Here is a 13847-nt window from a genome sequence, read left to right as displayed (position 1 = left end):
ACCGAAACGATCAGCGCGAGCAATGCTGATGCCTCCGATCCGCTATGGTACAAAGACGCGATCATTTACCAGCTTCACGTCAAGTCATTCTTCGACGCTAATGGTGATGGCATCGGCGATTTTCCGGGCCTTATGTCGAAGCTTGATTACATCGTCGAACTTGGCGCGACCGTAGTTTGGCTGTTGCCGTTCTATCCTTCGCCGCGGCTCGACGATGGCTATGACATTTCCGCTTATAAGGCGGTTCACCCGGATTATGGCACTGCGGTCGATGTGAAGCGCTTCATCCGCGCCGCGCATGACCGTGGCCTGCGCGTCATTACCGAGCTTGTGATCAATCACACCTCGGATCAGCACCCATGGTTCCAGCGCGCACGCCTCGCAAAGCCTGGCTCGAACCATCGCGACTTTTACGTCTGGTCGGACAATGATCAACTATACTCCGGAACACGCATTATTTTTCTCGATACCGAACGCTCGAACTGGACGTGGGACGCTGTCGCCGGAGCCTACTACTGGCACCGCTTTTATTCCCATCAGCCGGATCTGAACTTCGACAATCCCGCGGTCCTCAAGGCCGTGCTGGGGGTGATGCGGTTTTGGCTGGATATGGGAGTGGACGGGCTTCGGCTCGACGCTGTGCCCTACCTCATCGAACGTGACGGCACGTCGAACGAAAATCTGCCGGAGACGCATTCCGTACTCAAGAAAATCCGGACCGAACTCGACGCCTCCTTCCCAGACAGGATGCTGTTAGCCGAGGCTAATATGTGGCCTGAGGACACCCAGGCCTATTTCGGCGAGGGTGACGAATGCCACATGGCGTTTCACTTCCCGCTCATGCCTCGGATGTACATGGCGATTGCTCAGGAGGACCGCTTCCCGATCACCGACATCATGAGGCAGACGCCGGCGATCCCGGACAACTGCCAGTGGGCAATCTTTCTGCGCAATCATGACGAGCTGACCCTCGAAATGGTGACAGACCGGGAGCGCGACTATCTCTGGAATTTTTACGCGTCGGACCGACGCGCGCGGATCAACCTCGGTATTCGCCGCAGGCTCGCGCCATTGTTGGAAAGGGACCGCCGCCGCATTGAGCTGATGAACAGCCTGCTGCTTTCGATGCCCGGTACGCCAGTTATCTATTACGGCGACGAGTTAGGCATGGGTGACAATATCTTCCTGGGAGACCGCGATGGCGTGCGCACACCCATGCAATGGTCTCCGGATCGGAACGGTGGTTTCTCGAGGGCGGATCCGGCGGGGCTTGTGCTTCCACCCGTAATGGACCCGCTATACGGCTATGAGGCGGTAAACGTAGAGGCACAGACACGAGACTCCCATTCCCTGCTGAATTGGACCCGGCGCATCCTCGCGGTCCGAAAGGAGCATCGTGCCTTTGGCAGGGGCAAGTTGCGGTTCCTTTACCCGAAGAACCGCAAGGCCTTCGCCTACTTGCGGGAGCATGAAGGCGAGACGATCCTCTGTGTGGCAAACCTATCGCGCTCCGCACAGGCATTCGAGCTGGACCTGTCCGAGTTCGCTGGCCGACACCCTGTCGAGATGCTCGGAAATTCGGTTTTTCCTGCCATTGGGCAACTGACCTATCTGCTCACCCTTCCACCTTACGGCTTCTATTGGTTCGTTCTGGCCCGAGATGCCGAGACCCCCTCCTGGCACGCTCAGACGCCCGAACCCCTGCCGGACTATACCACTTTCGTGCTGCGCGGCGGTCCCGACGAGATGATCACGCCGCAATACCGCCGAGAGTTCGAGACCAGCATCTTGCCTCCCTATCTCGCGAAACGGCGCTGGTTCGCGGCCAAAGATCAGCAGCTGGACGTCGCTGAGGTAACCTACACCGCGCGGGTCGGGGCTAATAAAGAGATGGCGCTAGTCGCTATCGAAACGTCGCACGCCGGCGCGAAGCAGCGCTACCTCCTGCCACTGGGCATCGGCTGGGATGATGAGTTGACGCAGGCACTGCCCCAACAACTTGCCTTGGCGCGCGTCCGGCGCGGCCGCCGCACAGGATTCCTCACAGACGCATTCACGCTCCCCGCGTTCATCCACGAGTTGCTCGCGCTTCTCAAGAGCGCCGGCACGATCAAGAGCACGGTTGGGCATATGTCCTTCAGGCCAACCTCAGCTTTCGATTCGATCGACGTTCTTCCGGACGATCCCGTGAGGTGGCTCTCGGCGGAGCAGTCCAACTCATCCGTAATCGTTGACCACAAGGTCATGTTGAAGTTGTTCCGGCGCATCGCGCCGGGCCAGCACCCCGAAGCTGAGATGACGCGTATCCTCACAGAACGCGGGTTTCGCAATACGCCGGCGCTGCTCGGCGAGATCGTCCACATGCCTGATAGTGGCGACGAGGAAGTCATGGGGGTCGCCCAGGCGTTCATCCCCGGGGAGGGGGACGCGTGGGAGTGGACCGCCTCCTATTTAGTCCGAACGCTCGACGAAATGACCCGGAGTGATGTTGAGCTTCAGGACCTCCTCTCGACATATCAAAGTTTTGTTCGCACGCTCGGGCAGCGCCTGGCCGAGATGCACTTGGCGCTCGCGCAGCCGTCCGACGACGAGGCATTCAGCCCGGCGGTTGTCGGTGACGAGCAGCTTGCTATTTGGCAAGAGCGAATATGTGGAAGGGTCACGGCTGCTTGCGCGAACTTGGTGCGGAGCCGGGCCAACCTCGGACCTGAGGAACAGGCGTTGGCCGATAGCGTCGTGGCGCGCCGCGACGCGCTGCTGAACTGCGTGGCTAAACTCAGCCGGTCTGGGCAATCAACTCTGCTGCACCGTGTCCACGGCGACTTTCATCTGGGGCAAGTGCTCGTCGCTAGCGGCGACGTAATGATCATTGATTTCGAGGGGGAGCCCTCACAACCGCTGGAGCACCGCCGCGCCAAGGATAGCGGCTGGCGGGACGTTGCCGGCATCCTTCGCTCGCTCGATTACGCAGTCGCGGCTGCGCGGCGATCGGGTGCGGCCACCGGGCGCGAGGACCGTCTAGCTAAGCTTGGGGCGGCCTTTGCTGGCGTCATGCCGGTCGCTCTGCTCGACTCGTATCGCACAACCCTTGCCACCGAAGCCGAAAGGTTCGGCTCCGAAGAGACTGGCCGCGATCTACTCGACCTCTTCATGCTCGAGAAGGCGGCCTACGAGGTGAATTACGAAGTCAGCAACCGGCCCGACTGGCTAATCGTGCCCTTGTACGGCCTGGTCGAACTTGCGAACCGCCTGTTGGGGGAGGATGCGGCCGATGGCTGACGTTACCATCGACCGCGTTGAGCTCCTTGCGGGCGACGTTGCGTCCGCTTTGGCCGCCGGCCGGCTGGGAGATCCATTCGCAGTCCTCGGTCCGCATCAGGGAGCGCGGGGGCGCTTCCTCAGGGTTTTTGTGCCCGGCGCAGTTGCCGTGGCGGTGTCGCAAGGCTCGGGATTGCCCGTGGCTTTACGACCGTCTGAGCCGGCAGGCCTGTTCGTCGGTGATCTCGATCCGGGGGCTTACCTTCTGACCGTGACGTGGCCGGGGGGCGCGCAAGTAACCGAAGACGTTTACGCGTTTGGCCCGTTGCTGGGCGACCTCGACCTGCACCTGATCGGAGAAGGTCACCATCTCAAGCTTGCTGACGCTCTCGGCTCGGCGCTTGCGACCATCGACGGCATCCGCGGCGTGCGCTTCGCCGTTTGGGCGCCGAATGCCGCCCGGGTTTCAGTGGTTGGCGACTTCAACGCCTGGGACGGCAGGCGTCACCTGATGCGCCGCCGCGGTGATAGTGGCATTTGGGAAATCTTTATTCCGCGCCTAGGGAGCGGCGAACTTTACAAATACGAGATCGTAGACCGCCACGGGCATCTCCTCCCGCAAAAGGCCGATCCGTTGGCGCGGGCTGCCGAACTGCCGCCCGGCACTGCATCGGTGGTGCCACGGACTCCCTCGCATGTCTGGCGGGACGAGACCTGGCTCGCGTCGCGGGCGCGGCACCAGGACCAAGAAGCGCCGGTTTCGATCTACGAGCTTCACCCAGGTTCCTGGGTGCGGGGAGCCGAGGGCAAGCCGCTCGATTGGCGAGGCTTGGCGGATCGACTAGTGCCTTACGCTAAGGAAATGGGGTTTACTCATATCGAGCTGCTACCAGTTGCGGAGCATCCCTTCACCGGGTCCTGGGGCTATCAGCCGCTAGGCCTTTTCGCGCCGACACGACGCTTCGGCGAGCCCGAGGACTTCGCCGTATTCGTTGACGCCTGCCACCAAGGAGGGCTGGGCGTGATCATCGACTGGGTGCCCGCGCATTTCCCTTCAGACGTCCACGGGCTGGCGCGGTTCGATGGCACAGCGCTTTACGAGCACGAGGATCCCCGGGAAGGCTTCCACAAGGACTGGAACACGCTGATCTACAATTTTGGGCGACGGGAGGTATCAGGTTTCCTGATCGCTAGCGCGCTGCATTGGCTGGATCATTTCCACGTTGACGGTCTTCGTGTCGATGCCGTCGCGTCGATGCTTTATCGGGATTATAGCCGAGGTCCCGGAGAATGGTCTCCCAACATCCATGGGGGCCGTGACAATCTTGAGGCGATCCAGTTCTTGCGCCGTCTAAACGGGCTAGTGGCCGAACGGCATCCCGGAGCGATCATGATTGCCGAGGAATCAACCGCATGGCCCGGCGTAACGCGGCCCCCTCTCGAGGGCGGGCTCGGCTTTACGTTCAAATGGAATATGGGCTGGATGCACGACACCTTGGAGTATCAAAAGCGTGATCCGCTCTACCGCCGCCATCACCATCACGAAATGACCTTCGGCCTCGTCTATGCGTTCGCCGAGCATTTTGTTCTGCCCCTGTCTCATGACGAGGTCGTGCATGGAAAAGGCTCGCTCCTCACCAAGATGCCGGGCGACCACTGGACGAAGCTTGCGGCGTTGCGCGCCTACCTCTCCTTCATGTGGGGGCATCCCGGCAAGAAGCTGCTGTTCATGGGCGGCGAGATTGCCCAGGTCCGAGAGTGGGATCACGATGGCGAAATCGACTGGGATTTGCTTAATGATCCTCGCCACGCTGGAGTGCAGGCTCTCGTCAGGGATGTGAACCGGATTTATGGCGAGCAGCCAGCGCTTCACGCGACGGATTCATTGCCTGAAGGCTTCCGTTGGATAATCCAGGACGATCGGCACAACAGCGTCCTTGCATTTCTCCGCGAGAAGGCCGGACATCCGCCGGTGCTGGTGGTCGTTAACATGACACCGATAGAGCGCTCCGGATATCGAGTGGGCGTGCCGCAACCGGGTTACTGGCGTGAAGTGCTGAACAGCAACGCGAGCGAGTATGGCGGAACGGGGAGCGGCAACGGCGGCGGCGCCGAAGCGCAGGCTCTATCCCAAAGCAGTGAGGCATTTTCGCTTGGGTTACTGCTTCCGCCGCTCAGCGCACTGTTCTTCGTCAAAGGCACCTGAGCGCTGGCACGTCCGCATTACTTCGACACGGCTCACGCTCACGGTTGAGCGCTCGGCGGCGGTAACCGGAAACTGAGCCCGTCGGGTGGGGTGCGAACGGGTCGCCGTTATCCCAATTTCTGACGCCGTAACTTAGACCGTGCCCACGCGGCAATAGGGGCCGAGCACCGGTTGGCTGATCGCAACCGCCAGAACCGCCACCGTTTCGGCGCGTTATTCGGTGGAGCGAGGCCATCCAGCGAGCCAGCTGTGCGACACGCGGTTCATCGAAAGCTCTGCGCTGCATTGGGGGCGTTTGCCGTGGCAGCGGGATGCCAGCGAGAAGAGCGGGAGGTCAGGCTGCCGCCCGCGGTAGCCGAGGCCATGACCGCGATGCCCAACTAGCGGGCTTCAGAGCCATTGGCCTACGATATACCCAAAGGCTACTGCGATGGTTATTACCCCGAGTGCCGATTCCACTCTGGCACCCGCTGAGAAGAGCAAAGTGCCGGCAGCGAAGGCGGTGCCGGTTCGCTTCGCGTTTACCCCTGATTACAAGCGCGCAGTCCATCCGTCGTTCGACCTCACGGATTCAACGGATCGTCCTCCCGGGCATTAAATGCGCTGGTGGGAGGGATTCGCCCATTTTGGACGCGGGTTATCTCACGATATAGATTTTTCGCTCAAGCTCGCGAACATCGGTCGCGCCATCACTTTAACGGAGGGCGCCGTGGAAAAGAGACCGGTGGAAGCGCCGTTGATACGTGTCACTACTGCTTGGGAGTATAGAGCGGCCTTGAGCCGGGTTCGTATGCTCGAGGACGCGCCCGCCGATACCGCTGCGGGGTTGGAACGCGCGTCCCTGGAACTCGCAATTTCCAGGTTTCTCTCCGAGCCTTGCATCCCGAACGGCACGTCCTCGACCCTGCAAACGGGGCACGCTAAAATGCAGGATGTCAGCGATCCATCTAATCCGAAAGCTTGAACGATTTCGGCCTTCACCAACGAGGATAGGGCATTTCTAGAGGAGACTTGCTCTGGGCATGTCCGGCGGATTTCGCGTGGCGAAATCATCATCAGTGAGGACCAGACTCCAGGCTTGGCTCACATGATCGTCGATGGCTGGGCAGTGAGGTACAAGTCGCTGCGTGATGGTGGCAGAGCCATCATAGCGTTCCTCATCCCCGGCGACCTTTGCGACGCGCATGTCGCATTGCTAGACCGGATGGACCACTCGATCGCCGCCTTATCTGACTGCAGCGTGGCTTATATTTCTCGCGACACGATGAGGCAAATTTTTGCGGAAAACAGCCGCTTGGCTCAAGCCTTGTTCTGGGCCACCCTCGTCGACGAAGCGGTCTTGCGAGAGTGGTTGGTCAATATCGGTCAAAGAGAAGCCGAATTGCGCGTGGCACATTTTTTTTGTGAGATGTTTCTTCGCTCACGAGCCGTGGGCCTTACCGAGGACGATAACTTCTTTATGCCCCTCACGCAGGTGGAGCTCGCCGATACGCTAGGGCTTTCAGCGGTGCATATCAATCGGACCTTGAAAGATCTTCGAAAGCGCGGCTTTTTGACAGTAAAAGCCCGTCGGGCTACTATCCATGATGTCGAAGATCTGATCATTTTTTCCGGCTTTACTCCGAATTATTTACACTTGAACCCAGGGGCCCAGTAGAGGCTGCGCCTTCGGACCCGCAGCCGCTGCTCACGACCTCAAGTCGTGAGCGATGCACGACAACGCGCTCTGAGCTCAGTACTGTCATCCAAAACGTGGTGTTCGTCAGCGGAGCCTGGGCGGCGATGACGCGGAGCGTTCGATCCGCTTCGTTGCAGGCGTCATCCAAAGTTCTAAACTCCACCCCGTTATCGTCGGACCCAACATCCGCACCATTTTCAGACTCGCTAAAATAGTAGATCGGCATGGCTCCACTCCTTTGTCTCAAGTGAACCATTTTACTCCCCCTGTGGGTGAGTGCATCGTCGCAGGATAATCCCGTCCTCTGCTCTGGGTTATAGTACCGACTAAGCTATCTATGAGAGTGAGGACCACTGCTTCGCTGATTGTTCCAAGCCTTTTTATAAGGCATGATGAAGCAGGACCAAATGGAACGGTGATGCCTGTTTGCATTGCTAGGAGCTCACAGCCATGGCAGTCACCTCGCCCCCGCGATTGTCGGCACTTGTGCGAAAGTTGCAAGCCGACTCAAAGCTCACAAACGAGCAAAGTGCCGCGATCTTGGCGCTGCCGGCCATTTTTCGCGAGTTTCGTGCGGGACAGGAGGTTGTCCGAGAGGGTGATCGTCCGAGCCAATGCTGCCTGATTCTCGACGGACTCGCATGTCGTTTCAAAATTGTTGGCGATGGAGCACGGCAGATTCACTCGTATCACATTGTCGGTGACATCCCCGACCTCCAGAGCCTGCACTTGGCACGGATGGATCATAATCTCGCCTGCCTACGGTCAACCCAAGTCGCCTTTATTACTCACACTGCCCTCCGCGAACTCATCAAGGTCCATCCAAATGTTGGGCAGAAGCTGTGGCGTGAGACACTTATTGACGCCTCGATCTTCCGAGAGTGGATGAGCAATATTGGGCGCCGACCTGCCATCACTCGCATTGCTCACGTGCTGTGTGAACTCCTGGTCCGGTACCGCGCAATGGGGTTGGCACAGGACATGGTGATTCCTCAGCCTATCACCCAAACGGAGTTGGGAGACGCTCAGGGGCTGTCGACGGTTCACGTCAACAGAAGTATGCAAGAGCTTAAGGACGAAGGACTGGCTGTTCTATCAGGCCGCAACATCAAGATCCTTGACTATGAACGCTTAGCAGAGATCGGCGATTTCGATCCCGCGTACCTTCACCTGTGCGAAATGCCGGACATGATTGAAGCCCGTGCCTACACGGACCGATGCAACTGAACGCGAGCCAAACCGTTCAATGCTCGGCAAGCTGTGTAGAACGAGGTGGACATGAACCAAGTCATTGTGACGGTAGAACTACCCGAGCGTCTCGCTACGGCACTTGACCGATACTGCGCTCAGGACCACCGGACCCGGCGCCGAAGTAATGTAGTCGCGGATGCGTTCGCCCGATGGGCAACACAGAATGGTCTGGTCGACGAAGAAAATGAGGGCTGCAGGCCCGCGTCTTCCCATAAGCCCGAAGGGGTCCCAGAAGATCGATGAAACGCAAGCAGCCAGCTCTTCGTCACCAGGTCGCAGTACTGCCAATGCGCGAGGCGCGCGATGGCACGATTGAGACGTGTCTCATCACCTCCCGCGTGACGAGACGTTGGCTTATCCCGAAAGGATGGCCCGTCGAAGGGATTTCTGCGCGCCGCGCGGCGGCTCGCGAGGCTCGCGAAGAGGCGGGATTACTGGGGCGGATCGGCAGAAAGCCCGTGGGCACGTACCGCTACTGGAAACGGCTAAGGGCAGGCTGGGAACTGCTCGAGGTCATTGTTTACCCATTGAGAGTTAGGCAGACCTTGGTGGATTGGCCCGAGAAAAAACAGCGCAGTTTTCGGTGGATTCCCCTCTCCGAAGCCATGAACCAAATCATCGAACCTGAACTCCAGGAGCTGTTTGCACATGTTGCGCGAGTATCGCCCGCTCGGGAGAGGGCCGGCGGCTAGTGGAAAGCAACGCCGGCCTTTCTCGCGAACATGCGGTCGACCAAACCTCGGGGAGTTCGCCTGTCCGAGCTTGACCTCGAACTGCGCGTTGTCCGCCTCTAACATCGTCGCTGACGGACGCGGTTTTGTGGCGACGCAATGGCTCGTTTGATACGTTACGCGCCGACGCGGAGCTCGCCTGATCACCGCGGGCGAAGAAACCGACGTTCAGCGTTCCAAAGCTGAAAGTTCGCGCCGCCCAGCGCATCAGGACGCCGGTCAACCCAGCTAACTGGCAAGCGGCCATGCACAAAGCGTAATAACATCGCCGCCGACGCGCGAGACACTAATTGAAAACAATCGGTTCGCCGTTGCTCTGCGCAGGATGAGTGGCGTCCGCTACAGGACGCTTCCCCTTTTTTGTGTGTTGATAGATTAAAATTGCGAGTGCTCGCGCCTTGGGCAATTTCTTGGCAAGTGACAGCTCGATTGCCTTGGGAGCGATTGCATTTCCGAACTTCAAGATGGCGTCCAGTACGTTGGCGGGCTCGACATCGCCGTACAGTGGGCCATACAGAACCGAGTCGACGGCGTTGATCATCTCGGCGCTCACGGGCGCCAACCTCGCCTTCACCAGACATTCGATTACAACGCGAGCCTGCATTGCGGATCGGCGCTTGACCAACTTCATCAGCGCAGCAACCGCGATGATTTCGCCAGGCTTAAACGGGCGACCTGGCGATGGGTTGCGGAGGACTGTGGCACCCGCGCGCTCGCAGACCGAAAGCGCAGTCAACACATCATCGTCGCCACTGGCCGCGGCGGCAAAAAAGAGCTCGCCTGTGGTCACGGCGATGCGATCACGATTGTGCCCCAGGAACGCTTCTGCGCGCTCGCCGACGGCGCTCGACTCGACGACCATGACATCGATCTCACCTATGCCGCCGTGAGACAGCGCAGCGATCGCGGTATGCTGTCCGTCGATAACGTGCCAGGCACCATCAACGTTTGTGACGACCGGAATGCTAAAGCGGCTCCAGTCCCAAAACCGGACGAGCTTTTCGATAAGCTTCAGCGATTTCGACGAGAGATCTCGCTGGTAAAGTCCGTCGACCCAAAGCTCCGAAGGATGGATGCGCATCAAACGGGGCGGTGTACCGACCACCGCACGAGGAACATCGGGAAGGGAAAGAGGCTTGATGGGGCGAGCGGTCACGTTGCGGCCTCACGTCGTTGGAGATGAGCATTCGCAACGGGTTCTGCATCCAAACCTGAGCTGCGAGCGTAGATGCTATCCCCTGTCACAACGTAGGGCTGGGCGCCGCTGCCGCATTAACTTATGATATAGACCGGTAAGTTGGTTTGCTGCCGTTCGATTGGGGCCGTCTTCTAAAGCCGAAGCCGTTCCGGCAATCTCGGAAGCGGACCGGCTTTATCGAAACTCCCCCGAGACCACCGAAATAGCGAGCACGACGTTGCCCCGTTTCGGATTGAGCCGATGTAGCCCTCGGCTCAGCGTGGCCACGTCCAAACCATCGCCCGCGATCCGGCTCATCAGCCCAGCCTTCTTGTCCACCGAAAGGCACAGAATCCCGCTGCAAATCTCCCTGACGCCGTAACCCCGCAGAACGGCTTTTTTTGAAGGCATGCCAACTGCTGCGATGCGCTCGACAGCCACCAGCTCGGCCACGCCCAGCGCAATGCTAAACCAGCCTAGGCCACGCGTGAGCCTGTCAGAACCGCTCAGCGAGCTGCGGCCAGAACGGCGGATCCGTGGATCGGCCCGCCCGCGCATCATGTTGGCGATAAACTTCATTCTTGCCTCCTAAGGCTTTGAACGACTTTGATGCAGCTATCCTGCTTGTCGCGAAAAAGCCGGTACATCTCAGGCCCGTCCTCCAGTCCTGCAGTGTGAGTGATGAGGAACGAGGGATCGATCTGCCCGTCCTCGATCCGGCTGAGGAGGTCGTCCGTCCAGCGGTTGACGTGGGTCTGGCCCATTCTAAAAGTGAGCCCCTTATTCATCGCCATGCCGATCGGCATATTGTCGACGAGGCCGCTGTAAACACCAGGAATCGAGATAACACCGGCCGGCCGGCACACGTAGATCATTTCTCGAAGTACATGCGGTCTGTCGTTCTCCATCAAGATGGCCTGTTCAGCGCGGTCGTAAAGCGTGTCCGGCTGGGCCAGAGAGACATGACTTTCCATTCCGACAGCGTCGATGCACTTGTCTGGCCCTTTGCCGTGCGTAAGCTCCTGAAGGCGCTCGATCACGCTGTCCTCTCTGAAATCGACAACGACGGCGCCGCCGGCTTCCGCCATCGACAGGCGCTCCGGCAGACAGTCGATCGCGATCACCTGTTTCGCTCCCAGCAAGATGGCGCTCCGGATTGCCATCTGACCGTCGGGGCCGCAGCCCCAGATCGCAACCGTGTCCGACGGCTCGATCTCGCACTGCAGGCCGCTTGCCATCCCGTCGGGAAGATATCGCTCAGGAACAGAAGCTGCTCGTCACTCAGGCCGTCTGGCACCTTGATGTGCGTCGCATCGGCAAAAGGAACGCGCAAATATTCCGCTTGGCCACCCGGGTAGCCGCCCGTGAGATGCGTATATCCAAACAGGCCAGCTGTCGTATGGCCGAAAACCTTGTCCGCAAGATCTTTACGGCGGTTGGACCGCTCGCCAACAGAAAAATTCCCGCGCTTGCACTGGTCGCAGTCGCCGCAGATGATCGTGAACGGGACGACGACGCGGTCGCCCTTTTTCAGCTTCCCGGCTATTCCCGAGCCAACCTCTACGACCTCACCCATGGCCTCATGGCCCATAATGTCGCCCGGCTTCATGGCGGGTATTAGGTTTTGGAAGAGATGCAAGTCAGAGCCACAGATCGCGCAACTGGTCACTCGGATGATAGCGTCTCGCGGATGTTCGATTTCAGGATCGTCTACTTCGTCGCAGCGAATGTCCTCTTTACCGTGCCAGACCAGGGCTCGCATGCGCCTCTCCTCCACATCGGACGGCTTGCACAGGTGCCTTTATGGCCGCCCGCACTCACCGCAACAACGGGGCTGATGAGGGTTCCAGCACGCTCCTTGTGAAGGAAACAAACATGACGATTCCGAAAGGCAGAGAGGTAACAGCCCCGCCCTGCCAGCGATTGAAGGCAGCGGTCGATGCGGAGACGAATGAGGCTGGAGCTTGAGCTGTTCTCCGGGGCTCCGCGACTTTCGAGGATGCAGGCCGGACCGACAACGAGGGAAATGTTCGAACAACATTCGCAATACACCGTTCCTCATCGATCACGATGAAAGGGAGATATGCGGTGAGTGAGAAGGTCAACTCGCGCCCCAAAGTGAAGAAGGGCGCTGACGCTATTCGGGGTGACGCTGCCGGGCAGTACGGGAAAGGTAACCCTAAGCCAAATAAAGGCGGCCTATCCAGTGCCAATCCTGTCGTGCTTTCGGGCGACGGAGACGCGACGGTGGGCGGCACCCACGGTCGAGATCGAGACGGAAGCGGACCAAAATCCGGCTGAACCTCTCGTCTGAGCCCGCAAGAGGCTGCTATTTTTGAGAGTTGTGGGCTCAGCTTGTTCCCTAGACGCGTATAACTGCTTGTCGGTTCAGGGCAGACGTTGGTCGCCAATGGAAGATCGCCTCAAAGCAGTGATACCGTATTCTTCGATCGGAGCCGCTAACTGATCGGTTCTACGCTAGCGACGGCTCCCGCGCCGTGGAACTACAGTTTGAACCGGATTCCTCAGCGTTCACTCCTTATGGAGCTTACCAATAAAGTTTGGGATGCCGGCGAACGGGAGGTCGTCCGGGTTCGCATTGCCGGTCGGAAGCTCTTCGGGGAGCGTGCGGCTATCCTCGATCAACTGCAGAGCAGCGGTCCTTATGTGATCAGGAGGCGGGGCGTCCCGCTCCAGATACGCCTCCAGCGTGGCTCGCGGCGTCTGGGTTTGTTCGGCAATTTTGCCAACCCAGTCGCTGTCAGGAAACGTCTCGCGCATATGAGAGGCGATTTCAGTACCTGTTGCGAAGTCGGCCATTTCTTTCTCCCATCCAGCTACTCTGCCTGGCGCCCTGAGTGTCCAGAACCGGCAGCAGGTCATTGCGCGGGGGCGCGTCATCGCAGCCCACTATGATGAAACGGGCGCTGGCGGCATCAGTGACTTTCGTGGTGCGCTAATAAATGGCGACCCGGCAAGGGCAAAGCGCCACCGCATATCCGCCGCCTTGGTGATGCCAACGCGAGGGCCTGTCACCAGGGCAGGCGCGCCCTTCCGTTCGATGATTGTAAAAGGCGAGCTTGATAGGCTGCAACCATTATGAGCCGAGGTAATCCCGAGAGCCTGGGCTAACCGGCCGGGTCCAGAACACAGGAGCACCGAGCTCTGCCGTCGCGCCGCCATGCGCTCGATGCCGTACTCCGGAGCAATAGACCTGATCAAGACCGCTCCATGGCCCGCGCTGACGATATTGAAGCACCAGTGCAGACCATACGCGCGGTAAACATATGAGTGCCACGAGGGACCGAACATCGCGGCATTCCTCACGGTCGGGCCGCGGTAGCTGTGTGAGGCGGGGTCGTCTTGCCGATAAGCTTCTGTTTCGACGATGGTACCCCCCACGCCATCAACGAGCAAAGTCGCTCCTATGAGGCGGGCGGCTAAGGCAACCGCGTCGAGTTGCTGCAGCGGCACTGCATCGCTCATTCCGGTTTTCCGCGCAGTAAAAGTCCGTAGGAGGGACCGGATCCGGTCTGGGATGAATAA

At 59.4% G+C, this 13847-nt stretch carries 10 protein-coding genes and 1 pseudogene; 5 read left to right on the top strand and 6 right to left on the bottom strand.

The features are described from left to right. Positions 1 to 9 precede the first annotated feature (9 nt). The 3 genes from treS (at position 10) to EV560_RS05995 (ending at position 7121) form a co-directional block, all read left to right on the top strand. The gene (treS, locus tag EV560_RS06005) at positions 10 to 3279 is read left to right on the top strand and encodes a maltose alpha-D-glucosyltransferase (protein WP_207907974.1); all 3270 of its coding nucleotides are present in this window, start codon (positions 10 to 12) and stop codon (positions 3277 to 3279) included. Next, entirely contained in the window at positions 3272 to 5464 is a 2193-nt protein-coding gene (gene glgB / locus EV560_RS06000) for a 1,4-alpha-glucan branching protein GlgB (protein WP_131854832.1), read from the top strand. Before treS ends, glgB begins: the two co-directional genes overlap by 8 nt. Before the next feature lie 1087 nt (positions 5465 to 6551). After that, a complete protein-coding gene (locus EV560_RS05995) occupies positions 6552 to 7121 on the top strand; it encodes a Crp/Fnr family transcriptional regulator (protein WP_207907958.1) in 570 nt (189 codons plus the stop codon). On the opposite strand, the gene EV560_RS36845 is transcribed toward EV560_RS05995, so the two are convergent. Then, positions 7081 to 7368, bottom strand: coding sequence for a DUF6894 family protein (locus EV560_RS36845; protein WP_465246977.1), 288 nt, complete (start codon positions 7366 to 7368; stop codon positions 7081 to 7083). The genes EV560_RS05995 and EV560_RS36845 overlap by 41 nt on opposite strands. Before the next feature lie 224 nt (positions 7369 to 7592). Between EV560_RS36845 and EV560_RS05990 the strand changes: the two genes are divergently transcribed. Then, positions 7593 to 8369, top strand: coding sequence for a Crp/Fnr family transcriptional regulator (locus EV560_RS05990; RefSeq protein WP_131854831.1), 777 nt, complete (start codon positions 7593 to 7595; stop codon positions 8367 to 8369). 263 nt (positions 8370 to 8632) lie between these two features. Further along, positions 8633 to 9085: an NUDIX hydrolase gene (locus tag EV560_RS05985; RefSeq protein WP_131854830.1), complete on the top strand. Its 453-nt coding sequence runs from the start codon at positions 8633 to 8635 to the stop codon at positions 9083 to 9085. A 325-nt stretch (positions 9086 to 9410) separates the two neighbouring features. Here EV560_RS05985 and EV560_RS05980 read toward each other — a convergent pair whose 3' ends face one another. From EV560_RS05980 to EV560_RS05960, 5 genes and pseudogenes are all read right to left on the bottom strand, one after another. Then, entirely contained in the window at positions 9411 to 10280 is an 870-nt protein-coding gene (locus EV560_RS05980; RefSeq protein ID WP_131854829.1) for a DUF6551 family protein, read from the bottom strand. A 216-nt stretch (positions 10281 to 10496) separates the two neighbouring features. Next, a complete protein-coding gene (locus tag EV560_RS05975) occupies positions 10497 to 10880 on the bottom strand; it encodes a hypothetical protein (protein ID WP_131854828.1) in 384 nt (127 codons plus the stop codon). Further along, positions 10877 to 12063 (bottom strand): annotated as a pseudogene (locus tag EV560_RS05970) (zinc-dependent alcohol dehydrogenase). The gene EV560_RS05975 and the pseudogene EV560_RS05970 overlap by 4 nt, the downstream one beginning before the upstream one ends. Positions 12064 to 12833: 770 nt before the next feature. Continuing rightward, on the bottom strand, positions 12834 to 13121 hold the full coding sequence (locus EV560_RS05965; protein WP_131854827.1) for a hypothetical protein: 288 nt from the start codon (positions 13119 to 13121) through the stop codon (positions 12834 to 12836). A gap of 90 nt (positions 13122 to 13211) precedes the next feature. After that, on the bottom strand, positions 13212 to 13787 hold the full coding sequence (locus tag EV560_RS05960) for a DNA-3-methyladenine glycosylase (protein WP_131854826.1): 576 nt from the start codon (positions 13785 to 13787) through the stop codon (positions 13212 to 13214). Positions 13788 to 13847: the final 60 nt, after the last annotated feature.

It is taken from the genome of Allobosea sp. BK604, assembly GCF_004341515.1.
Taxonomy (GTDB): domain Bacteria; phylum Pseudomonadota; class Alphaproteobacteria; order Rhizobiales; family Beijerinckiaceae; genus Allobosea.
The sequence above is the reverse complement of the archived record's forward strand: the minus strand, read 5'-3'. Positions and strand labels throughout refer to the sequence as shown.

Coding starts and splice junctions, on each gene's coding strand:
- EV560_RS05995 (WP_207907958.1), top strand. CDS start 6,552: ATGATCGTCGATGGCTGGGCAGTGAGGTACAAGTCGCTGCGTGATGGT.
- EV560_RS05975 (WP_131854828.1), bottom strand. CDS start 10,880: ATGAAGTTTATCGCCAACATGATGCGCGGGCGGGCCGATCCACGGATC.
- EV560_RS05985 (WP_131854830.1), top strand. CDS start 8,633: ATGAAACGCAAGCAGCCAGCTCTTCGTCACCAGGTCGCAGTACTGCCA.
- EV560_RS05990 (WP_131854831.1), top strand. CDS start 7,593: ATGGCAGTCACCTCGCCCCCGCGATTGTCGGCACTTGTGCGAAAGTTG.
- EV560_RS05965 (WP_131854827.1), bottom strand. CDS start 13,121: ATGGCCGACTTCGCAACAGGTACTGAAATCGCCTCTCATATGCGCGAG.
- EV560_RS05960 (WP_131854826.1), bottom strand. CDS start 13,787: ATGAGCGATGCAGTGCCGCTGCAGCAACTCGACGCGGTTGCCTTAGCC.
- EV560_RS36845 (WP_465246977.1), bottom strand. CDS start 7,368: ATGCCGATCTACTATTTTAGCGAGTCTGAAAATGGTGCGGATGTTGGG.
- glgB (WP_131854832.1), top strand. CDS start 3,272: ATGGCTGACGTTACCATCGACCGCGTTGAGCTCCTTGCGGGCGACGTT.